This window comes from Pseudomonas sp. PK-RTE-24 (genome assembly GCF_054052265.1).
In genome coordinates, this window is record NZ_CM133224.1 from 5,420,998 (window position 1) to 5,442,722 (window position 21,725).

Below are 21,725 nucleotides of genomic sequence, written 5' to 3' on the forward strand. Positions count from 1 at the left end.
GAACATGTTGCGCATTCTGCTGATCAACGACACCGCGAAAAAAGTCGGACGCCTGAAAGCGGCGCTGACCGAGGCCGGCTTCGAAGTGATCGACGAGTCCGGCCTGACCATCGACCTGCCGGCGCGCGTCGAAACGGTGCGCCCGGACGTGATCCTGATCGATACCGAGTCACCGAGCCGCGATGTCATGGAGCAAGTGGTACTGGTCAGCCGCGACCAGCCCCGGCCGATCGTGATGTTTACCGATGAACACGACCCGGGGGTGATGCGTCAGGCGATCAAGTCCGGGGTCAGTGCCTACATCGTCGAAGGCATTCACGCACAACGGTTGCAGCCGATTCTCGACGTGGCGATGGCGCGCTTCGAGAGTGACCAGGCCTTGCGCGCGCAATTGCAGGCCCGTGACCAGCAACTGGCCGAGCGCAAGCGCATTGAACTGGCCAAGGGTTTGCTGATGAAGATGAAGGACTGCAACGAGGAAGAGGCCTATACGCTGATGCGCCGCCAGGCGATGAGCCGCCAGCAGAAGCTGATTCAGGTGGCGGAGCAGATCATTGCCATGAGCGAGTTGCTGGGCTGAAGTTTTCGCTGCAAATCAAGAGCCCCTCACCCTAGCCCTCTCCCGGAGGGAGAGGGGACCGACCGCGTTGTCTGGCGCTGTCCGCCGACCTGAACGACCGAGTCGATTATGGATTCACTCGAAATCGTTCAGATCGGCAAATGATTCGGCCATCCCCCGCTCGGTTCCCTCTCCCGGAGGGAGAGGGGACCGACCGCGTTGTCTTGCGCTGTCCGCCGACCTGAACGACCGAGTCGATTATGGATTCACTCGAAATCGTTCAGATCGGCAAATGATTCGGACATCCCCCGCTCGGTTCCCTCTCCCTCTGGGAGAGGGCTAGGGTGAGGGGCTTTTGCTTTTCAGCTGTTGGCACAAATCTCGCTAAGTAAACCGCACAGGTAACCAACGGCGGTTGCCCCACCTACGACAAAGACGTCGCTCACCCCGTTCGCCCCTCGGCGAATCAGGTAGCGGCGTTTTTGCGTTTTGGCCCCACAGAACGGGGCCGGTGGTGCGGCCGTGAGGCGCTCCACCTGCTGTGCATGACTCCTTTCGAGACTCTTTTCAGCCGAGGTGCGCGATGAATTCAAGCTTCTGGAAATCCGGCCATACCCCGACCCTGTTCGCGGCCTTTCTGTATTTCGACCTGAGCTTCATGGTCTGGTACCTGCTCGGCCCGCTGGCGGTGCAGATTGCCGCCGACCTGCACCTGACCACCCAGCAACGCGGCCTTGTCGTCGCCACGCCGATTCTGGCCGGCGCGGTGTTGCGCTTCGCCATGGGCATGCTCGCTGATCGCTTGTCGCCGAAGACCGCCGGGCTGATCGGCCAGGTCATCGTCATCTGCGCGCTGTTCGGCGCCTGGAAACTGGGCATCCACAGTTATGAACAGGCGCTGATCCTCGGCCTGTTCCTCGGCATGGCCGGCGCGTCGTTTGCCGTGGCCCTGCCGCTGGCCTCGCAATGGTATCCGCCAGAGCACCAAGGCAAAGCCATGGGCATCGCCGGTGCGGGCAACTCCGGCACCGTGTTCGCCGCGCTGCTGGCGCCAGTGATTGCCGCCGCGTTCGGCTGGAGCAATGTCTTCGGGTTTGCCCTGATCCCGCTGGTCCTGACTTTGGTGCTGTTCGCCCTGTTGGCAAAAAACGCTCCCCAGCGGCCAAAGCCGAAAGCCATGGCCGACTACTTCAAGGCCCTCGGTGATCGCGACAGCTGGTGGTTCATGTTTTTCTACAGCGTCACCTTCGGCGGCTTCATCGGCCTGGCGAGTGCCCTGCCCGGTTACTTCAACGATCAATACGGTCTGAGCCCGGTAACCGCCGGTTACTACACCGCTGCCTGCGTGTTCGGCGGCAGCCTGATGCGGCCATTGGGTGGCGCGCTGGCCGATCGCTTCGGCGGCATCCGCACCTTGCTGGCGATGTACACCGTCGCTGCCATCTGCATCGCAGCGGTGGGCTTCAATCTGCCAAGTTCCTACGCGGCGCTGGCGCTTTTCGTCTGCACCATGCTCGGCTTGGGCGCCGGCAACGGTGCGGTTTTCCAACTGGTACCGCAGCGTTTTCGTCTGGAGATCGGCGTGATGACCGGGCTGATCGGCATGGCCGGCGGAATTGGCGGCTTCGCCCTGGCGGCCGGCATGGGCGCGATCAAGCAAAGCACCGGCAGTTATCAATTGGCGCTGTGGTTGTTCGCCAGCCTCGGCGTGCTGGCATGGTTTGGCCTGCACGGCGTCAAGCGTCGCTGGAGAACCACCTGGGGTTCGGCGGCGGTGACAGCGGCGCGGGTCTGAGGCCCCAATGGCCCTGCAACTGAGCTTCGCCGAAGCCAGCGCCACCGGCCCGCGCGCGGAGAATCAGGACGCCCTGCGTTCAGTGACACCGGCGCCGGCACTGGCGGTGAGCAAGGGTTATCTTTTCGCCATCGCCGACGGCGTCAGCCAGTGCGCCGATGGCGGCCTAGCCGCGCGTTCGACCTTGCAGGCCCTGGCGCTGGACTACTTTGCCACGCCGGAAACCTGGAGCGTGGCCCAGGCGCTGGATCGCCTGCTGCTCGCGCAAAATCGCTGGCTGCAGGCCAACGGCGGCGGGCAACCGCTGCTGACCACGGTCAGCGCGCTGGTGATGCGTGGTCGACGCTTCACCCTCGCCCATGTCGGCGATTGCCGGGTCTATCGCTGGCACGCCGAGCGCTTGCAGCGCATCAGCGAGGATCACGTCTGGGAGCAACCGGGCATGCAACACGTGCTCAAACGTGCGCTCGGGCTCGATCAGCATCTGGTCCTGGATTTCCTCGACGGCGAACTGCGTGAGGGCGAAAGCTTCGTGCTGCTCAGCGACGGCGTCTGGTCGACCTTGGGCGATACCGCGATCGCGGCGATTCTGCGCGATCAAGTGGATCTGCCCAGCGCGGCGCAAACCTTGGTCAACGCCGCGCATCTGGCCGGCAGTCAGGACAACGCCAGTGCCCTGCTGGTGCGCGTCGATGCGCTGGGCGAAGCGAGCATCGGCGATGCGCTGGTGCAATTGCAGCAATGGCCGCTGCCGCCGGCGCTGAAACCCGGGCAAGCGTTTGAAGGCTGGCAGGTGCAAGGCATCATCGGCCAGAGCCAGCAATCATTGCTGTATCGCGTGCTTGATGGTCAGGGCCAGTCTTGGCTGTTGAAGACCTTGCCGACGCGCCTGGCCGACGACCCGCAAGCCGGGCAGGCGCTGCTGTCCGAGGAATGGTTCCTAAAGCGCGTGGCCGGCCGGCATTTTCCGCAAATCCATGCCTGCACTCACCGTCAGCATTTGTATTACGTGATGCGCGAATACGCCGGGACGACGCTGGCCGACGTGTTTCAACACAGCGGCCCGTTGCCTTTGGCGCAGTGGCAGGACATCGCCGAGCGGCTGTTGCGCGCGGTCGGGCTGCTGCATCGGCGGCAGATTCTGCATCGCGACATCAAACCGGAAAACCTGCTGTCAGGTGACGATGGCGAGCTGCGCCTGCTGGATTTCGGTCTGGCTTACTGCCCCGGGCTGTCGCAAGACGCGCCGGCGACGCTGCCGGGGACGCCAAGCTTTATCGCCCCCGAAGCGTTTCGTGGCGAACCACCGAATGCGCAGCAGGATTTGTATTCAGTCGGCGTCACTCTCTATTACCTGCTCACCGGGCATTTCCCCTATGGCGAGATCGAAGCGTTTCAACGGCCCCGATTTGGCGTGCCGGTGAATGCCAGTCGCTATCGCCCGGACTTGCCGGACTGGCTGGCGCAAAGTCTGGAACGCGGCGTCGCCGCCGATCCGCAGCAACGCTTCGAAACCGCTGAAGAGTGGCTGCTGGTGCTGGAACAGGGTGAGCGGCAAAGTTTGAGTGTGCGGCCCCGGCCTTTGTTGGAGCGGGAGCCGTTGAAGGTCTGGCGGACGATGGCTTTGGTGTCGTTGCTGGGGAATGTGGTGCTGCTGGTTCTGTTGTTTCATCAGCCCTGAAAAGATCGCAGCCTTCGGCAGCTCCTACAGTTGGTTGCGTACACCTGTAGGAGCTGCCGAAGGCTGCGATCTTTTGATCCTGCGCTCCAAAAAAGCGCAACACGCCTCGAGAAAGTGCATCGAGCCAGCTCCAATCGGGCAAAAAAACCAGCAATTGCGGCGCCATAACAAGTTGGCACAACCACTGCATTACCCCAATCACCATACATAAAGCCCAACCTTCAACGACGAAGGCTGCGCTTCCCGAGAGAACGGGACCAGGACAAAGGCGTCCTCGCTAGGCAACTAGCGGGACGCCTTTTTTTGTTTGCGCAAAATTTGTCGAGCAAGGCCCGACGGCCCACCAGAGGCCAGCCGCAGCTCCCGGAGAACCTGATGAAAAAACTCAAACTGGTGATGATCGGCAATGGCATGGCCGGGGTCCGTACCCTGGAAGAACTGCTCAAGCTGAGCGACGAGCTCTACGACATCACCGTCTTCGGCGCCGAACCGCACACCAACTACAACCGCATCCTGCTGTCGCCGGTGCTGGCCGGTGAGCAGACCTTCGAAGAGATCGTGCTGAACGACCTCGACTGGTACCTGGAAAACAACATCAAGTTGCTGCTCAACCGCAAAGTGGTGGAGATCGACCGGGTCAAACGCCGGGTAATCGCCGAGGACGGCACCGAGGCCGAGTATGACCGTCTATTGATCGCCACCGGCTCGACTCCGTTCATCCTGCCAATCCCCGGCAACACCTTGCAGGGCGTGATCGGTTATCGCGACATCGCCGACACCCAGGCCATGATCGACACCGCCAGGACCCACAAGCACGCCGTGGTCATCGGCGGCGGTCTGCTCGGCCTCGAAGCGGCCAACGGCCTGATGCTGCGCGGCATGCACGTGACCGTGGTGCACCTCGGCGAATGGCTGCTGGAGCGGCAACTGGACAAGACCAGCGGCCAGCTTCTGCAATCGGCGCTGGAATCCCGTGGCCTGCATTTTCGCCTGTGCGAACAGACCCAAGCCCTGCACGACGCCGGCAATGGCCGGGTCGGCTCGGTGCAGTTCAAGAACGGCGACATCATCCCTGCCGATCTGGTGGTAATGGCCGCCGGCATCCGTCCCAACACTGAACTGGCAGAAAAGGCCGGCATTCCGTGCAATCGCGGGATTCTGGTCAACGACACCCTGCAAACCTACGACCCGCGCATCTACGCAATCGGCGAATGCGCCAGCCATCGCGGCATCGCCTACGGTCTGGTCGCACCGCTGTTCGAACAGGCCAAGGTCTGCGCCAATCACCTCGCGCAACTGGGTTTCGCTCGCTATCAGGGCTCGGTGACTTCGACCAAATTGAAAGTCACCGGCATCGACCTGTTCTCCGCCGGCGATTTCATGGGCGGCGAAGGCACCGAGACCATCACCCTCTCCGACCCGATCGGCGGTGTGTACAAAAAACTGGTGATCAAGGATGACGTGCTGGTCGGCGCCTGTCTGTACGGCGATACGGCAGATGGCGGTTGGTATTTCCGGCAGATTCGTGAGAATCACGCCATCGGCGAAATCCGCGATCACCTGATGTTTGGAGAAAATGCATTAGGCGACGTAGGACATCAGGGCCAGGACAAAGCCATGGTCATGGCCGACAGCGCCGAAGTCTGCGGCTGCAATGGTGTGTGCAAGGGCACCATCGTCAAGGCGATCCAGGAACACGGCCTGTTCAGCGTCGATGAAGTGAAGAAACACACCAAGGCTGCGAGCTCCTGCGGCTCCTGCGCCGGGCTGGTCGAGCAGATCCTGATTAACACCGTCGGTGGCGCGGCGGACGTCAAACCGAAAAGCGAAAAAGCCATCTGCGGTTGCAGCGACCTCAACCACGGGCAGATTCGTCAGGCGATCCGTCAGGAACACCTGCTGACCATCGCCGAGACCATGAGTTACCTGAACTGGCGCACACCGAATGGCTGCGCGACCTGTCGCCCGGCGCTCAACTACTACCTGATTTCCACCTGGCCGGGCGAGGCCAAGGACGATCCGCAATCGCGCCTGATCAACGAACGCGCCCACGCCAACATCCAGAAGGACGGCACCTATTCGGTGGTGCCGCGCATGTGGGGCGGCGTCACCAACCCATCAGAACTGCGCCGAATCGCCGATGTGGCCGACAAGTACAACGTGCCGATGGTCAAGGTCACCGGCGGTCAGCGCATCGACTTGCTGGGGATCAAGAAACAGGATCTGCCCGGCGTCTGGAAAGACCTCGACATGCCGTCCGGCCACGCCTACGGCAAATCCATCCGCACGGTGAAAACCTGCGTTGGCAGCGAGTTCTGCCGTTTCGGCACGCAGAACTCGACGCAACTGGGCATCGAGCTCGAGCACGACCTGTTCAACATGTGGTCGCCGCACAAGGTGAAGCTGGCGGTGTCCGGTTGCCCACGCAACTGCTCGGAAGCGGGCATCAAGGACGTAGGAATTATCGGCGTCGACTCCGGCTGGGAGATGTACATCGGTGGCAACGGCGGGATCAAGACCGAAGTCGCCGAGTTCTTCGTCAAGCTCAAGACCGCCGAAGAAGTCCGCGAATACAACGGCGCATTCCTGCAGCTCTACCGCGAAGAAGCCTTCTACCTTGAGCGCACCGTGCATTACCTGCAACGGGTCGGCATGGAGCACATCAAGAAGAACGTGCTCGAAGACGCCGAGCGGCGCAAGGCCCTGAACGAGCGCCTGCAATTCTCCCTGTCGTTCGAACAGGACCCATGGAAAGAGCGCCTGGCGCAGCCGCAACTGAAGAAAGAATTCGACGTGATCCCCGTGAAAAACCTGGAGGTGCCGGCATGAACTGGCTCGACATCTGTGCGCTGGAAGAGATCAACGCCCTCGGTTCGCGGATCATTGCCGGGCCGAAAGGAGACATCGCGATTTTTCGTACAAGCGACGACGAGGTTTTCGCCCTCGATGATCGCTGCCCGCACAAGGGCGGCCCGCTGTCGCAAGGTCTGATCTATGGCAAGCGCGTGGCCTGCCCGCTGCATAACTGGCAGATCGACCTCGAAACCGGCGAAGCCCAGGCGCCGGACATCGGCTGTGCGCACCATCATCCGGCGCGGGTCGAGAATGGCCGGGTGCAACTGGCCCTGCGGGACGCCATCTGATGAACCGCCAGACGACCGCCTCGACCTGCTGTTACTGCGGGGTCGGCTGCGGCGTACTGATCGAGCATGACGGCGAGCGCATCCTCGGCGTCAGCGGCGATCCGGCGCACCCGGCCAACTTCGGCAAACTGTGCAGCAAAGGCTCGACGCTGCACCTGACCGGCGACCTCGCCGCCCGCGCCTTGTACCCGGAACTGCGCCTGGGCAAAGGCCTGGCGCGCAGCCGTACTGACTGGGATACCGCCCTCGACCACGCGACCAACGTGTTCGCCGAAACCATCGCCGAGCACGGCCCGGACAGCGTGGCGTTCTACATCTCCGGACAGTTGCTCACCGAGGACTACTACGCCTTCAACAAACTGGCGCGGGCGCTGGTCGGCACCAACAACATCGACAGCAATTCGCGGCTGTGCATGTCCTCGGCGGTGGTCGGCTACAAACGCAGCCTCGGCGCCGACGCACCGCCGTGCAGTTACGAAGACCTGGAGCTGAGCGACTGCGTGATGATCGTCGGCAGTAACATGGCCTACGCCCATCCGGTACTTTTCCGTCGACTGGAGGAAGCCAAATCCCGTCGCCCGCAGATGAAAGTCATCGTGATCGACCCGCGTCGCACCGATACCTGCGATTTGGCTGACCTGCACCTGGCGATTCTTCCGGGCACCGATGTCGCTTTGTTCCATGGGATTTTGCATCTGCTGCTGTGGGAAGACTGGGTCGATCGCGATTTCATCAAGGCGCACACCGAAGGCCTCGCCGAACTCAAGACACTGGTGCGCGATTACACCCCGCAAATGGTTTCGCAACTGTGCGGCATCAGCATCGAGCAACTGCAGCAATGCGCAGAATGGGTCGGCACTGCGCCGAGCTTCCTGTCGCTGTGGTGCATGGGCCTGAATCAGTCCACCGCCGGCAGCGCAAAAAACAGCGCGCTGATCAATCTGCACTTGGCCACCGGGCAAATTGGCCGTCCCGGTGCAGGACCTTTCTCCCTGACGGGTCAGCCAAACGCCATGGGCGGGCGGGAAACCGGCAGTCTGTCGAATCTGTTGCCGGGCCATCGCGATGCCGGCAATGCGGAACATCGCGCCGAGGTGGCGGCGTACTGGGGCGTGGAGAGCTTGCCCGAGGCGCCGGGCCTGAGCGCCATCGAACTGTTCGAAAGCCTGCGCAGCGGCAAAATCAAAGCACTGTGGATTGCCTGTACCAATCCGGCGCAATCGATGCCTGATCAGAGCGCAGTACGCGCAGCGCTTGAGGCCTGCCCGTTTGTGGTGTTGCAGGAAGCCTTTCGCACCACCGAAACCGCTGCGTTTGCGGACCTGCTGTTACCCGCCGCCAGTTGGGGCGAGAAAGAAGGTTCGGTGACCAACTCCGAACGGCGCATTTCCCACGTGCGCAAAGCGGTTGTCGCACCGGGCGAAGCGCGGCCGGACTGGGCAATCACGGTGGATTTCGCACAGCGTCTGGAGAAACGTCTGCGCCCCAGGCAGCCGAGCCTGTTCGCTTTCCATCAACCTTCGCAGTTGTTTGATGAATTCAAAGCGCTGACCCAAGGGCGAGACCTGGATCTGTGCGGAATCAGTCATGCCTTGATCGACGAGATCGGCCCGCAGCAATGGCCCTTCCCTGCCGGCGCCCGCCAAGGCACGCCACGACTCTACGAAGACGGCGTCTTTCCTACGGCTAGCGGCCGCGCGCAATTCATTGCCGATCCGTACCGCGCCGCCAAGGAACAACGCGACGCGCGCTTCCCGCTGACTTTGATCACCGGTCGCCTGCGTGACCAGTGGCACGGCATGAGCCGCACCGGCACCGCCGCGCAATTGTTCGGCCACGTCAGCGAAGCCGTGCTGAGCCTGCACCCTGACGAAATGCGTCGGCACCGCTTGCAGCCCGGTGATCTGGTCAATTTGAAAAGCCGCCGTGGCGCGGTGATTGTTGCGGTCGGCAGCGACGACAGCGTGCGTCCGGGCCAGGCGTTTCTGCCGATGCACTGGGGCGATCGCTATCTTAAGGGCGGTGTTAACAAGCTGACCTTGCCGGCGTTTGATCCGCTGTCCAGGCAACCGGAGCTCAAGCACAGCGGCGTGCGTCTGGAGGCAGTCAACCTGCCGTGGCAATTGTTCGCCTTGATCGAGGGTGATGTTCAGCGGCATTTCGAGACGCTACGACCGCTGTGCGAGGCGTTTTCCTACGTCAGCCTCAGCCTTGTCGGGCGTGAGCGGCCAGCGTTGCTGATACGCGCTGCACACGCCGAGGCGCCGGGTCCACAGCTGCTGGGCAAGATCGACCAATGCCTGTCCTTGCTGGATGGCCCGGTTCTGGCCTATGACGATCCGCGTCGCGCCATTGGCAAGCGGGTGCGTATCGAAAACGGCCGTATCACTGCGATTCGCCTCGCCGGCGAAACCCTGGCGCAACACTGGCTGCAAAGCCTGTGGCTGGAGGGCCGTGCCGACCAACAACTGCGGCGCTGGCTGCTCGCGCCGATGAGCGCGCCGCCGGGCGCTGTCGGCGCCATTGCGAGCGACAAGACCTTGTGCAATTGCGAAAACGTCAGTCTCAACGCAGTCTGCGCCGGCATTCGCCAGGGACTGGATCTGCAAGGCCTGAAAAACAATCTCCGATGCGGCACGCAATGCGGTTCCTGCGTGCCGGAAATCAAGCGTCTGCTGGCTGCCGAAGCGCGGCCGGTCGCGGTCATTTAACGAGGACAACACCATGAATGCGAAAGTCTGGCTGGTGGGCGCAGGCCCTGGCGATCCGGAGTTGCTGACGCTCAAAGCGGTGCGGGCGTTGCGCGAGGCCGATGTGGTGATGATCGATGATCTGGTCAACGACGCCGTGCTGGAACACTGCCCGACTGCGCGGCTTATTCCCGTTGGCAAGCGCGGCGGCTGCCGTTCGACGCCACAGGCATTCATTCATCGGCTGATGCTGCGTTATGCACGCCAAGGCAAATGCGTGGTGCGCCTCAAGGGCGGCGATCCGTGCATTTTCGGTCGCGGTGGCGAAGAAGCGCAGTGGTTGCGCGAGCGTGGGGTTGAAGTGGAACTGGTCAATGGCATTACCGCCGGGCTGGCCGGGGCGACGCAGTGCGATATTCCGCTGACGTTGCGGGGCGTGGCGCGCGGAGTAACGTTGGTGACTGCGCACACCCAGGATGACAGCCAGTTGAACTGGCAGGCGCTGGCGCAAGGCGGGACGACGCTGGTGGTTTACATGGGCGTGGCCAAGCTGGGCGAGATTCGTGATCAGCTGCTGGCGGGAGGGATGGCGGCGGATACGCCGGTGGCGATGATCGAAAACGCCTCGTTGGCGCATCAGCGTGAATGTCGCAGTGACCTGAGTGCGATGGCTGAGGATGCCTCGGCGTTTGAATTGAAGAGCCCGGCGATTCTGGTGATTGGTGCGGTGGCTGGTGTCGTGCAAGAGCAAAAGATCGCAGCCTTCGGCAGCTCCTGCACGGCGTAACGCGCGCACGCGCTTTTAAGCGGCGAAGCCAAATCGCAGACAAAGAAAAGCCCGGCCTGAGCCGGGCTTTTCCATCAGCGGCAGCTAATTACTTAGCTTGAGCTTCAACCTGCGCTTCTACGCGACGGTTTACAGCGCGGCCAGCTTCAGTTTTGTTGTCAGCAACTGGGCGGGATTCGCCGTAGCCAACAGACTGAACGCGGGACGATTCAACACCGTACTGGTTGGTCAGAACTTGCTTAACGGCGTTTGCACGACGCTCGGACAGTTTCTGGTTGTAAGCGTCAGGACCGACGGAGTCAGTGTGACCTTCAACAGTAGTGGTGGTGGATGGGTACTGCTTCATGAAGTCAGCCAGGTTTTTGATGTCGCCATAGCTGTTAGGCTTGACTACCGACTTGTCGAAGTCGAATTTCACGTCCAGCTCAACACGAACAACTTCAGCAACTGCTGGGCAGCCATCAGCGTCAACGGTTACGTTGGCTGGGGTGTCCGGGCACTTGTCAACGTTGTCGCAAACGCCATCGTTGTCGCTGTCGGAGCAGACTTCAGCAGGTGCTGGAACTGGAGCAGCAGCTGGCTTGGAGCCGCCACCGAAGTTCACACCGATACCGACGCTAGGAGCCCACTCGGTGTCGCCCTGGTCGATGTTGTACTGAGCTTCAACGCCGGCACGGGCGTAGAAGTTCTCGGTGAAGTACAGCTTGGCACCGCCGCCAACGTTGGCGAAGGTGGAACGGTTACGACCGTTCGAACCGTTCTGGTCGATGCTCTGGTCAGAGAAACCGGCCGAAACGTATGGACGAATCATGTCGCCTGGGTTGTTGAAGTGGTACAGAGCGTCCAGAGCGGTGTTAGCGCCTTTGACGTTCTTGCCATCGTCGGCACGTACGTTGTGCACTTCGTCGTAGCCCAGACGCAGTTCAACGTCGTCGGTCAGGAAGTAACCGATCGAACCGCCGAACAGGTTGCCGTTGTTCTTGAAGTTACGAGCGCTGTCGAATTGTTCTTTCTTAGCGAAGCCTTCGATTTCAACTGCGCCTTGGCCTTGTGCCAGAGCGCCGAACGAAGTGGCGGCAATCAGAGAACCAATGGCCAAGCCCAAGGTGTTTTTCAGTTTCATCCGTTAAATCCCCATCTGGTGATTGTGAAGCAGTCCCGCAAACCGGGGGACAACTCGGCGGCAAGTCTATCAGAACTTGCCTACACGTAAGAGATATTTGCGCTGAACTAAGTTTCAGCAATGCCTGCAAATTTCTCACGCAATTTATCTAGAGCGCGTTTGTAACGCATTTTTGTCGCACTCAAACCCATGTGCATGATGTCTGCGATCTCCTGAAACTCCAGCTCTGCGACAAATCGTAGCACCAGAATTTCGCGGTCAATCGGATTCACATACACCAGCCAGCGATCAAGCCCACCCTTCTCCTCCGGCTTCGGCGCCTTTTCTTCAGACGCTTCTTCAAGAGGGTCCAGACTGAGAGCGTCCATCAAGCGACGCTTACGCCGTTCCTTCCGATACTGCGTGATGCATTCGTTGTAAGTGATGCTGTAAAGCCAGGTTTTGAACTTCGATTTCCCCTCGAAGTTCTTCAGGCCGTACAGCACCTTCAGCATCACTTCCTGACAGACATCGTCTGCGTCGCGATCGTTCCCAAGATATCTCGCGCAGACGTTAAATAATGTTCGCTGGTAACGCCGCATCAACTCTTCGTAGGCGCGCGTTACGTGAAACAGCTCGGTATGCGAGCGCGCGACCAACTCCTCATCAGAGAGCTCGCGGGGGTCGTAGCGCGTGGATAGCGGTTGGGCTTTATTCAAAACAAGTCGTGCCGACAGTCAGGTCAATGTCCGCCACAACCAGCCTCGGCTGGCATTTTGCGGCGGCATACATTAGCAGGGTTTGCCGGTTTAGCGGCTACTCACATGCTGTTCCAGCAGGATCCGATTGGAGAGAGAGACTAGCTCACCCTCATCGGTCAGCAATGTGGTTTTAACCGTGCCGATCTCTTCGATCTGGCCTTCGACCTCGCCAACACGCACTTGTTGCCCAACCTCATACAGCTCACGCACATAGATTCCCGCAAGAATCTGACCGGCAATTTCCCGGCTTCCCAAACCCATGGCCAGCGCAACTGCCAGACCAACGGTAATCAAAACGATGACAATTACATGGTTCAGCAGGTCGGTCTTGACCTCGAGCTGGCTGATCGCCACCGAGATACTGATGATAATGACCAGCCCCTGCGCGATCCGTCCCAACCCGGAAGCGTAGTCCAGGCCTACGCCTTCTGCTGCGCCGCGCACCAGCCCGTTGGCCAGTTGCGCCAGCAGGACACCGACCAGCAATACCAGCGCGGCGCCGAATACTTTCGGCAGATACAACGCCAGCATGTCCAGCGTAGCTGAAACTCGCTCAAGGCCAAGGGATTCTGCCGCGGAAACCAGAAAAATCAGCAGAACGAACCAGTAGACGATTTTACCGATCAGCGTCGAGATCGGCACCTGCAGCCCGGCCCGCGACATCAGCTTGGTCAGCCCGGTGCCGCCCATCAGACGATCAAGGCCGAGTTTGGCGAGCAATTTGGAGAGCAAGGTGTCGAGCAGTTTGGCCACGACGAAACCCAACAGCAGCACAACCAGTGCGCCGAACAGGTTCGGAATGAAGTTAGCGACTTTGGTCCACAACGCAGTCATTGCAGTGACGAGGCTCTGAGTCCAGAGATCAAGTTCCATATTCAATCAGCCTTATCAGCAGTGCGAGCAGTGGTTTTACGAAGACGGGAAACCGGCGAGACATGCGCCGAGCCATTGTTCAGGGCGATCATCAGCGCGGGCAGCCAGCGGCCCAGCAGGCTGAACAGATCACCGGCGCCGACCTGGCGGTTGGCGGTTTTGAGTACGCGGCCCAGGCAGGCATCGTCGTCGCGGCTGGACGGCGAAGCGTTGAGCATGTCGCGCAAAGACTGTTCAAACGGATCGTGCATACGCACCTCTCGTGATGTCTGTGAAAGACGCGGGCAGTTTTACTCGGGTCACATACGCCATGTTCACACCCAGCGCAATCGACGGAACAACCACCACTGACCGAACGCCAGGGCGAGTACCGTCAGGCAGGCAATCAGGAAACCATACGGGCTTTCGGCAAACGGAATACCGCCGACATTGATGCCCAGCAGACCGGTGATGAAACTCATCGGCAAAAAGATGCAGGTAATGATGCCGAAGCGGTACATGGTGCGATTCATGTGCACGCTCAAACGCCGATCTTCGGCCTCCAGCACAAGCCCCACACGCTCTCGAGTCAATTCGAGCTCTTCCAGATAACGGGTCAGGCTGTTGTTCAATTCGTTCCAGTAGTCGGCGTCGTCTTCGACGAACCACGGCAATTTTATCCGCGTCAGCTGTCCAAAAATATCCCGCTGTGGCGCGAGAAAACGCTTCAGCCCGGCCGCTCTGCGGCGGATGTGCAAAATGGCCCCGTGCTCGGGCGTATACCGTTCGTCGGCGTCGAGTTTTTCTTCCTCTTCATCGACCACTTCCGACAGGCACGTGACCAGATCCTGCACTTTATTGGTGAGGAACTGCGCCAGATACAGCATCAATTCAGAAGACGTTTTCGGACCTTTGCCCTCCCCCAGCAGCGCCAGCAACTCATCTGTAGCGCGCAACGGACGCAAGCGCAGGGAAATCACGCGCTGAGCGGAGGCAAAAATCCGCACCGAGACCATGTCTTCCGGCTCGGCGCCCGGGTTGAGATTGACCCCGCGCAGAAACAGCAGCAGCTCGGAGTCGGGCAATGGCAACAGACGCGGGCGGGTGTTCTCTTCCAGCAGCAGATCGCAGGTGAATTCGTTGAGCCCGCTGGATTTGCGCAGCCAGGTTTGGGTCTGCGGATGGCTGCGATCCCAGTGCAGCCACAGGCTTTCATGGGCCTGCAGCTGCAAATCGTCGAGCTCAGTCCGGGCTATCGAACGCGCACCGCCCTTGCCGTCCAGTACCAGGGCATGTACCAGCCCCCATTGCGCGTTTTCTTCCTCGAACATCCGCATCCCTTGTCGAAAACCTTATTCAGGCATTTTCAGCGGAGTCGGCGAAACGATCACGCCGTTGTTGTCCGCATAAATGTACTGGCCCGGGTGAAACGTCACACCGGCGAAAGTCACCGGGACGTTGAGGTCGCCAATGCCGCGCTTGTCGGTTTTCATCGGGTGACTGGCCAGCGCCTGCACGCCGAGATCGGTCTGGGCAATGACGTCGACGTCACGGATGCAACCGTAGATCACCAGCCCTTCCCAGCCGTTCTGCGCGGCCTTGGCGGCGATCATGTCGCCCAGCAGGGCGCGGCGCAGCGAACCGCCGCCATCAACCACCAGCACTTTGCCTTTGCCGTTGAGTTCGGCCTGCTCCTTGACCAGCGAATTGTCTTCGAAGCATTTGATGGTCACGATTTCGCCGCCGAAGGAATCCCGGCCGCCGAAATTGCTGAACATCGGTTCCAGCACCTGCACCAGCTCCGGGTAGGCGTCGCACAGATCAGGCGTAAGGTAATGTTCCATCGAAAAACTCCTGTAACAAGGAAGACGATCAAGGATGCCGCATTCTGAGGAGACGAGTTCCGGCGGTCGCTGTTTACCTTAGTCCATGCCATGGTCGCTGACGCAACCTGAACAAACCCTGAAACGTAATAGCTAAACAGTCACGAAATATGACCAGAACCGCACAATGCGTCATATCTTAGCCGCAAGCCAGGCTGAACGGAACGCCCCTCACACTGCGGCGGCCAGATTCGCTGGCTGCGCAAGCAACGGTGTCTGCTGATCCTTCAACCAGCGCGCCACCAGCGGCCACACTTCAGCCTGCGCTGCTTTGCTCACCAGCATTTCGACATGGCCGAAATTATCCGAGAAGCCCTGCTCGCGGCCCAGGTTGATGAACTGCTTGCACTCTGAGCCGATCTGCTCGAACAGCTTGCGGCAGGCCCACGCCGGATCCTGATGATCGCCCGCTGCCGTCACCGCCAGCACCGGTACCTGAACCTCGGCAAGCCCGGCCCACCAGTCCTTGTCCTTGTCGCCGAAGCGTCCGAACAAGCCGTACCAGCGCATGCTTTCGATGGCCAGGCCGATCGGCTCGTCTTCCGGACCGCGTTTGAGGCGTGAGCCGGACAGCTGCGCGAACCGCTTGAGAATGAAGCGCCCGCCCCACTCCACCGGTGGGATTTTCAACGGCCAGTAGGTGCGGCTGACCTGCGTGCCGAAAAACGCCGCCGAGGCCACGGCCGGTTCGCCGAGATATTCGCCACCGAGCGCCGCCGCCAGGGTGATGCCGCCGAGCGAATGGCCGATCCAGTGCGGGATCTGTCCGCTCTGCTCACGCACGAACGCGGCAATCGCCGGCAGATCGTAACGGGCGTAGTCGGCCACGCGGTTGCGCCGATAGTCTTCGTTGCGCTGGGACAGGCCGTGACCGCGCATTTCCGGAATCCACACGTCGAAGCCAAGCCGGGTCAGATACGCGCCGAGACCGAGGCCTTTGGGGGAAAACCAGAAGCGCCGATTGGAAAAGCTGCCGTGCAACAGAATCACCGGCACGCCGCGTGGCGCCGTGTCATCGGCCATGCCCAAACGGGTGACGGCGATTTCCACGGACCAGTCCGGGCTGTTGCCGGGTTTCAATCGATAGACGTCTTCGCTCAGATCGCCGCGCCGCTCGGCGCTGATCAGCGCGACAGGAAACAGGTTGCTGCTGCTTTGCATAATGCTCTTGCACAAAAAAGGGCGGCATCCGATGGAGCCCGCCCTACTTCAATCTCAAGGCCCGGCCCATGTGGGAGCGAGCCTGCTCGCGAAAGCGGTGTATCAATCAACATCCATGGTGAATGTTGCTCCGTCTTCGCGAGCAGGCTCGCTCCTACAGGGGGCGCGGCCCGTTCACATGTTGATCAAGCCTGCGCCTGACCTTCGGCGAGGAAGAACCAGGTTTCCAGCACGGTGTCCGGGTTCAGCGACACGCTCTCGATGCCCTGTTCCATCAGCCACTTGGCCAGATCCGGGTGGTCCGAAGGACCCTGACCGCAGATGCCGATGTACTTGCCAGCCTTGTTGCAGGCCTGAATGGCGTTGGCCAACAGCTTCTTGACCGCTGGATTACGTTCGTCGAACAGGTGCGCGATGATCCCCGAGTCACGGTCCAGACCCAGCGTCAGTTGGGTCAGGTCGTTGGAGCCGATCGAGAAACCGTCGAAGAATTCGAGGAATTCCTCAGCCAGAATCGCGTTGGATGGCAGCTCGCACATCATGATCACGCGCAGACCGTTCTCGCCACGCTTCAAGCCGTTTTCGGCGAGCAGATCGACCACCTGGCTGGCTTCGCCGAGAGTACGGACGAACGGCACCATGATTTCCACGTTGGTCAGGCCCATCTCGTTGCGCACGCGTTTCAGCGCGCGGCATTCGAGCTCGAAGCAATCGCGGAAAGATTCGCTGATGTAACGCGAAGCGCCACGGAAGCCCAGCATCGGGTTTTCTTCTTCCGGCTCGTAGAGCTTGCCGCCGATCAGGTTGGCGTATTCGTTGGACTTGAAGTCCGACAGACGCACGATGACTTTTTTCGGCGTGAACGCTGCAGCCAGGGTGCTGATGCCTTCCACCAGTTTGTCGACGTAGAAGTCGACGGGGTCGCTGTAACCAGCAATACGCTTGTCGACGCTGTCCTTGATTTCCTGCGGCAGACCGTCGTAGTTCAACAGCGCTTTCGGGTGCACGCCGATCATGCGGTTGATGATGAATTCCAGACGCGCCAGACCGACGCCGGCGTTCGGCAATTGGGCGAAGTCGAAGGCGCGATCCGGGTTGCCGACGTTCATCATGATCTTGAACGGCAGCTCCGGCATGGCGTCGACGGAGTTCTTCTTGATGTCGAAGCCCAGTTCGCCTTCGAAGATGTAACCGGTGTCGCCTTCGGCGCAGGATACGGTCACGCCCTGGCCATCCTTCAGCAGCTGGGTGGCGTTGCCGCAACCGACCACCGCCGGAATGCCCAGCTCACGGGCAATGATCGCCGCGTGGCAGGTACGTCCGCCACGGTTGGTGACGATGGCGCTGGCGCGCTTCATCACCGGTTCCCAGTCCGGGTCGGTCATGTCGGAAACCAGCACGTCGCCCGGCTGGACCTTGTCCATTTCCGAGACGTCTTTGATGATCCGCACTTTGCCGGCGCCGATGCGCTGGCCGATCGCCCGACCTTCCACCAGCACGGTGCCGGTTTCTTTCAGCAGGTAACGTTCCATGACGTTGGCCTGGGTGCGGCTTTTCACGGTTTCCGGACGGGCCTGCACGATGTACAGCTTGCCGTCGTCACCGTCCTTGGCCCACTCGATGTCCATCGGGCAGCCGTAGTGCTTCTCGATGATCATCGCCTGCTTGGCCAGCTCGCTGACTTCGGCGTCGGTCAGGCAGAAACGCGCGCGTTCGGCCTTGTCGACATCGACGGTTTTGACCGAACGACCGGCCTTGGCCTCGTCGCCGTAGATCATCTTGATGGCTTTGCTGCCCAGATTGCGACGCAGGATCGCCGGACGACCGGCCTCCAGTGTGCCTTTGTGTACGTAGAACTCATCCGGGTTGACCGCGCCTTGTACGACGGTTTCGCCCAGGCCGTAAGCGCCGGTGATGAACACCACGTCACGGAAACCCGATTCGGTATCGAGGGTGAACATCACGCCGGCGGTGCCGGTTTCCGAACGCACCATGCGCTGCACGCCAGCCGACAGGGCGACCAGTTTGTGGTCGAAGCCCTGGTGCACGCGGTAGGAAATCGCACGGTCGTTGAACAGCGAAGCGAACACCTCTTTGGCGGCGCGGATTACGTTTTCCACACCACGGATGTTCAGGAAGGTTTCCTGCTGACCGGCGAACGAGGCGTCCGGCAGGTCTTCGGCGGTAGCAGAAGAACGCACGGCCACGGCTACGTCAGGGTTGCCCGCCGACAGCGCGGCGAACGCGGTGCGGATCTCGGTGTTGAGTTTTTCCGGGAATTCGGCGTCCATGATCCATTGGCGGATCTGCGCGCCGGTCTTGGCCAGGGCATTGACGTCGTCGACGTCAAGCGCGTCGAGGGCCTTGTGGATCTGCTCGTTCAGGCCGCTCAGTTCGAGGAAGTCACGATAGGCCTGAGCCGTCGTGGCGAAGCCGCCGGGGACCGAAACACCGGCGCCTGCCAGGTTACTGATCATCTCGCCCAGGGATGCGTTCTTGCCCCCCACATGCTCAACATCGTGTTTGCCGAGCTTATCGAGGGAAACTACGTACTCTACCAAGGTGATCTCTCCACTAACTGTGTTGGAAAAGCTCAGAAACCGGCGGCCCGGGGGAGCCTTGGCCGGTTGTATGGCCTGGACCTGGAAAATAAGTGAGAATGCGGGCCAATGGCGGCCGGCAAATCGCGCCTATCATATCCAGAAATGCTCATCAGCTTAAGGCCCAAGGTGCAAATGAAACGATCTGCTTTCTTCATCTCCGATGGCACCGGCATTACCGCCGAAACCCTGGGTCAAAGCCTGTTGGCGCAGTTCGAAAACATTACCTTCAGCAAATTCACGCGGCCCTACATCGACAGCGTGGAAAAAGCGCGGGCCATGGTACAACAAATCAACAAAGCCGCTGAAACCGACGGCTTTCGGCCGATCATCTTCGACACCATCGTCAATCAGGACATTCGTGAGATTCTCGCAACGTCCAATGGTTTCATGATCGACATTTTCTCGACCTTCCTCGCGCCGCTCGAACAGGAGCTTACCGAGCACTCTTCCTACACCGTCGGCAAGTCCCATTCCATCGGGCACAACTCCAATTACATGGAGCGCATCGAGGCGGTGAACTTCGCCCTCGACAACGATGACGGCGCGCGCACCCACTATTACGACAAAGCCGATCTGATACTAGTGGGCGTGTCGCGATGCGGCAAAACGCCGACGTGTCTGTACATGGCCATGCAGTTCGGTATCCGCGCGGCCAACTATCCGCTGACCGAAGACGACATGGAGCGCCTGACCCTGCCGACGGCCCTGCGCGCCCATCAGCACAAGCTGTTCGGCCTGACCATCGACCCGGACCGCTTGACCGCGATCCGCAACGAGCGCAAGCCCAACAGCCGTTATTCGAGCTACGCCCAGTGCGAATTCGAAGTGCGCGAAGTGGAGAACCTGTTCCGCCGCGAGAACATTCCGCACATCAATTCCACGCATTTCTCGGTGGAAGAGATTTCGGCGAAGATTCTGGTGGAGAAAGGGGTTGAGCGGCGGTTCAAGTAGGTTTGCGGTGCCTGATCTGACGCTATCGCGGGCAAGCCCGCTCCCACAGGTTCTGAAGGTGTTCACAATTTCTGTGTTCATCACCATTCCCTGTGGGAGCGGGCTTGCCCGCGAAGAACGATAACGCGGTCTGTCAGAGCACAAACAGGTCGATGAATCGATTCACCGCTGTGGCTTCCAGCCGCGCCTGATCCTCACAGAGCGCAAATATCTCAGCGCAACGCTGCCCGGCAAACCGCGTGGCCAGGTTGGCCTTGAACTTGTCCTCCAGCAACGGAATACCTTCGGCGCGGCGGCGGCGATGGCCGATCGGGTACTCCACCACGACGTTCTCGGTGCTGCTGCCGTCCTTGAAAAACACCTGCACGGCATTGGCAATCGAGCGTTTGTCGGGCTCAAGGTATTCGCGGGTGAAGCGCGGTTCTTCAACGATGAGCATTTTTTCGCGCAGCACATCGATGATCGGATGCGCCTTGTGGAAGTCGTCTTCGTAGTGCTCCGCCACCAGATTGCCGAATGCCAGCGGCACGGCGGTCATATATTGCAGGCAGTGGTCGCGGTCGGCTGCGTTGGCCAGCGGGCCGACCTTGGAAATTATGCGGATCGCCGATTCATGGGTGGTGATGACAATGCGGTCGATCTCGTGCAGGCGATTGCGCACCTGCGGATGCAGGGTCACCGCCGCCTCGCACGCCGTCTGCGCATGGAATTCGGCGGGGAAACTGATCTTGAACAGCACGTTTTCCATCACGTAACTGCCGAACGGCCGGGAAAAGCTGAAAGCGCGTTTGTCCGAGGGTTTCAGCGCCAGATCGTTGTTGGTGTGGCTGAACGAAACGTCATAGAAGCCCCACTGCTTCGCGCTCAAAACTCCGGGAATGCCCATCTCGCCGCGCATGGCGATGTCGGCCAGCCTTACGCCGCGACTCGCCGCATCCCCCGCCGCCCAGGATTTGCGCGAGCCAGCGTTCGGCGCGTGACGATAGGTGCGCAGCGCCTGACCGTCGGCGAAGGCATGGGACAGCGCCGACAGCATCTGCTCGCGATTGGCACCCATCAGTCTGGCGCTGACGGCGGTCGAGGCGACTTTCACCAGAATGACGTGGTCGAGTCCAACCCGGTTGAAGGAGTTTTCCAGAGCGATCACGCCTTGAATCTCGTGGGCCATGATCATCGCTTCCAGCACATCACGAACCGTCAGCGGCGCCTCACCGTGGGCGACGCGTTCCTGCGACAGGTGATCGGCTACGGCGAGGATGGCACCGAGGTTGTCCGATGGATGCCCCCATTCGGCGGCAAGCCAGGTGTCGTTGTAATCGAGCCAACGGACGATGCAGCCGATGTCCCACGCGGCCTTAACCGGATCGAGGCGATAACTGGTGCCCGGCACTCGTGCGCCGAACGGCACCACCGTGCCTTCGACGATCGGGCCGAGGTGTTTCGTGCATTCGGGAAAACGCAGAGCCAGCAGACCGCAGCCCAGCGTGTCGATCAGGCAGTTGCGCGCGGTGTTCAGCGCTTCGGCGGATTCGGGCTTGAAGGTGAGGACGTAGTCGGCGATGTCCTGCAGAACTGCGTCGTAATCGGGGCGGTTGTTCAGGTCGACGTTGGCGCTCATGTTCGATTCACTCGTGAAGTGGTTCGTTGATGGGACCTCGGTTCAGGGCTAACGATTTCTTATGATTGAAATGCAATCCACTGTGGGAGCGAGCCTGCTCGCGAAGGCTGAGCGTCAGTCAACATTTGCATGTCTGATG

At 60.6% G+C, this 21,725-nt stretch carries 17 protein-coding genes; 8 read left to right on the forward strand and 9 right to left on the reverse strand.

All coding sequences use genetic code 11. The features are described 5' to 3' along the window. The first annotated feature begins 4 nt into the window (after positions 1-4). The 7 genes from ACV8MC_RS24305 to cobA all read left to right on the forward strand — a co-directional run bounded on the left by ACV8MC_RS24305 (position 5) and on the right by cobA (position 10,655). Positions 5-580: an ANTAR domain-containing response regulator gene (locus tag ACV8MC_RS24305; protein ID WP_007916390.1), complete on the forward strand. Its 576-nt coding sequence runs from the start codon at positions 5-7 to the stop codon at positions 578-580. A 562-nt stretch (positions 581-1,142) separates the two neighbouring features. Further along, positions 1,143-2,354, forward strand: a complete 1,212-nt coding sequence (locus tag ACV8MC_RS24310) for a nitrate/nitrite transporter (RefSeq protein ID WP_016773839.1) — start codon at positions 1,143-1,145, stop codon at positions 2,352-2,354. Positions 2,355-2,361: 7 nt separating this feature from the next. Then, the gene (locus ACV8MC_RS24315) at positions 2,362-4,035 is read left to right on the forward strand and encodes a protein kinase domain-containing protein (RefSeq protein WP_457263823.1); all 1,674 of its coding nucleotides are present in this window, start codon (positions 2,362-2,364) and stop codon (positions 4,033-4,035) included. A gap of 375 nt (positions 4,036-4,410) precedes the next feature. Beyond that, positions 4,411-6,864 (forward strand): nitrite reductase large subunit NirB, encoded by a 2,454-nt coding sequence (gene nirB / locus ACV8MC_RS24320; RefSeq protein ID WP_016773837.1) that lies wholly within the window; start codon positions 4,411-4,413, stop codon positions 6,862-6,864. Further along, entirely contained in the window at positions 6,861-7,178 is a 318-nt protein-coding gene (gene nirD, locus ACV8MC_RS24325) for a nitrite reductase small subunit NirD (RefSeq protein WP_016773836.1), read from the forward strand. The genes nirB and nirD overlap by 4 nt, the downstream gene beginning before the upstream one ends. Beyond that, positions 7,178-9,889 (forward strand): nitrate reductase, encoded by a 2,712-nt coding sequence (locus tag ACV8MC_RS24330; RefSeq protein ID WP_457263824.1) that lies wholly within the window; start codon positions 7,178-7,180, stop codon positions 9,887-9,889. The genes nirD and ACV8MC_RS24330 overlap by 1 nt, the downstream gene beginning before the upstream one ends. Before the next feature lie 13 nt (positions 9,890-9,902). Further along, positions 9,903-10,655: a uroporphyrinogen-III C-methyltransferase gene (gene cobA / locus ACV8MC_RS24335; RefSeq protein WP_353186973.1), complete on the forward strand. Its 753-nt coding sequence runs from the start codon at positions 9,903-9,905 to the stop codon at positions 10,653-10,655. Positions 10,656-10,743: 88 nt separating this feature from the next. Here cobA and ACV8MC_RS24340 read toward each other — a convergent pair whose 3' ends face one another. The 8 genes from ACV8MC_RS24340 to ppsA all read right to left on the reverse strand — a co-directional run bounded on the left by ACV8MC_RS24340 (position 10,744) and on the right by ppsA (position 18,975). Then, positions 10,744-11,778, reverse strand: a complete 1,035-nt coding sequence (locus ACV8MC_RS24340) for an OmpA family protein (RefSeq protein ID WP_039762998.1) — start codon at positions 11,776-11,778, stop codon at positions 10,744-10,746. Positions 11,779-11,885: 107 nt separating this feature from the next. Then, entirely contained in the window at positions 11,886-12,476 is a 591-nt protein-coding gene (sigX, locus tag ACV8MC_RS24345) for an RNA polymerase sigma factor SigX (protein WP_016773832.1), read from the reverse strand. A gap of 90 nt (positions 12,477-12,566) precedes the next feature. Next, complete coding sequence (locus ACV8MC_RS24350; RefSeq protein WP_016773831.1) at positions 12,567-13,391, reverse strand: mechanosensitive ion channel family protein; 825 nt, start codon at positions 13,389-13,391, stop codon at positions 12,567-12,569. 2 nt (positions 13,392-13,393) lie between these two features. Then, on the reverse strand, positions 13,394-13,642 hold the full coding sequence (locus ACV8MC_RS24355) for a hypothetical protein (RefSeq protein WP_003223293.1): 249 nt from the start codon (positions 13,640-13,642) through the stop codon (positions 13,394-13,396). 63 nt (positions 13,643-13,705) lie between these two features. Next, complete coding sequence (locus ACV8MC_RS24360; RefSeq protein ID WP_016773830.1) at positions 13,706-14,701, reverse strand: zinc transporter ZntB; 996 nt, start codon at positions 14,699-14,701, stop codon at positions 13,706-13,708. Positions 14,702-14,722: 21 nt separating this feature from the next. After that, positions 14,723-15,214: a ribonuclease E activity regulator RraA gene (gene rraA, locus ACV8MC_RS24365; protein WP_039762996.1), complete on the reverse strand. Its 492-nt coding sequence runs from the start codon at positions 15,212-15,214 to the stop codon at positions 14,723-14,725. Positions 15,215-15,424: 210 nt separating this feature from the next. Beyond that, positions 15,425-16,414 carry an alpha/beta fold hydrolase gene (locus ACV8MC_RS24370; protein ID WP_252879746.1) on the reverse strand — a complete coding sequence of 330 codons (990 nt, stop codon included), beginning with the start codon at positions 16,412-16,414 and terminating at the stop codon, positions 15,425-15,427. Positions 16,415-16,599: 185 nt separating this feature from the next. Further along, complete coding sequence (gene ppsA, locus ACV8MC_RS24375; RefSeq protein WP_056784146.1) at positions 16,600-18,975, reverse strand: phosphoenolpyruvate synthase; 2,376 nt, start codon at positions 18,973-18,975, stop codon at positions 16,600-16,602. Positions 18,976-19,149: 174 nt separating this feature from the next. Between ppsA and ppsR the strand changes: the two genes are divergently transcribed. After that, positions 19,150-19,968 (forward strand): posphoenolpyruvate synthetase regulatory kinase/phosphorylase PpsR, encoded by an 819-nt coding sequence (gene ppsR, locus ACV8MC_RS24380; RefSeq protein ID WP_016773826.1) that lies wholly within the window; start codon positions 19,150-19,152, stop codon positions 19,966-19,968. 133 nt (positions 19,969-20,101) lie between these two features. On the opposite strand, the gene prpD is transcribed toward ppsR, so the two are convergent. Next, entirely contained in the window at positions 20,102-21,586 is a 1,485-nt protein-coding gene (gene prpD / locus ACV8MC_RS24385) for a 2-methylcitrate dehydratase (protein WP_457263830.1), read from the reverse strand. Positions 21,587-21,725 lie beyond the last annotated feature (139 nt).

What these genes read in the sequence shown, in the direction of transcription:
- ACV8MC_RS24330 (WP_457263824.1), top strand. Translation starts at nt 7,178, where the DNA reads ATGAACCGCCAGACGACCGCCTCGACCTGCTGTTACTGCGGGGTCGGC.
- ACV8MC_RS24360 (WP_016773830.1), bottom strand. Translation starts at nt 14,701, where the DNA reads ATGTTCGAGGAAGAAAACGCGCAATGGGGGCTGGTACATGCCCTGGTA.
- ACV8MC_RS24310 (WP_016773839.1), top strand. Translation starts at nt 1,143, where the DNA reads ATGAATTCAAGCTTCTGGAAATCCGGCCATACCCCGACCCTGTTCGCG.
- cobA (WP_353186973.1), top strand. Translation starts at nt 9,903, where the DNA reads ATGAATGCGAAAGTCTGGCTGGTGGGCGCAGGCCCTGGCGATCCGGAG.
- ACV8MC_RS24350 (WP_016773831.1), bottom strand. Translation starts at nt 13,391, where the DNA reads ATGGAACTTGATCTCTGGACTCAGAGCCTCGTCACTGCAATGACTGCG.
- nirD (WP_016773836.1), top strand. Translation starts at nt 6,861, where the DNA reads ATGAACTGGCTCGACATCTGTGCGCTGGAAGAGATCAACGCCCTCGGT.
- rraA (WP_039762996.1), bottom strand. Translation starts at nt 15,214, where the DNA reads ATGGAACATTACCTTACGCCTGATCTGTGCGACGCCTACCCGGAGCTG.
- ACV8MC_RS24355 (WP_003223293.1), bottom strand. Translation starts at nt 13,642, where the DNA reads ATGCACGATCCGTTTGAACAGTCTTTGCGCGACATGCTCAACGCTTCG.
- ACV8MC_RS24370 (WP_252879746.1), bottom strand. Translation starts at nt 16,414, where the DNA reads ATGCAAAGCAGCAGCAACCTGTTTCCTGTCGCGCTGATCAGCGCCGAG.
- ACV8MC_RS24315 (WP_457263823.1), top strand. Translation starts at nt 2,362, where the DNA reads ATGGCCCTGCAACTGAGCTTCGCCGAAGCCAGCGCCACCGGCCCGCGC.
- ACV8MC_RS24305 (WP_007916390.1), top strand. Translation starts at nt 5, where the DNA reads ATGTTGCGCATTCTGCTGATCAACGACACCGCGAAAAAAGTCGGACGC.
- nirB (WP_016773837.1), top strand. Translation starts at nt 4,411, where the DNA reads ATGAAAAAACTCAAACTGGTGATGATCGGCAATGGCATGGCCGGGGTC.
- ppsR (WP_016773826.1), top strand. Translation starts at nt 19,150, where the DNA reads ATGAAACGATCTGCTTTCTTCATCTCCGATGGCACCGGCATTACCGCC.
- prpD (WP_457263830.1), bottom strand. Translation starts at nt 21,586, where the DNA reads ATGAGCGCCAACGTCGACCTGAACAACCGCCCCGATTACGACGCAGTT.
- ACV8MC_RS24340 (WP_039762998.1), bottom strand. Translation starts at nt 11,778, where the DNA reads ATGAAACTGAAAAACACCTTGGGCTTGGCCATTGGTTCTCTGATTGCC.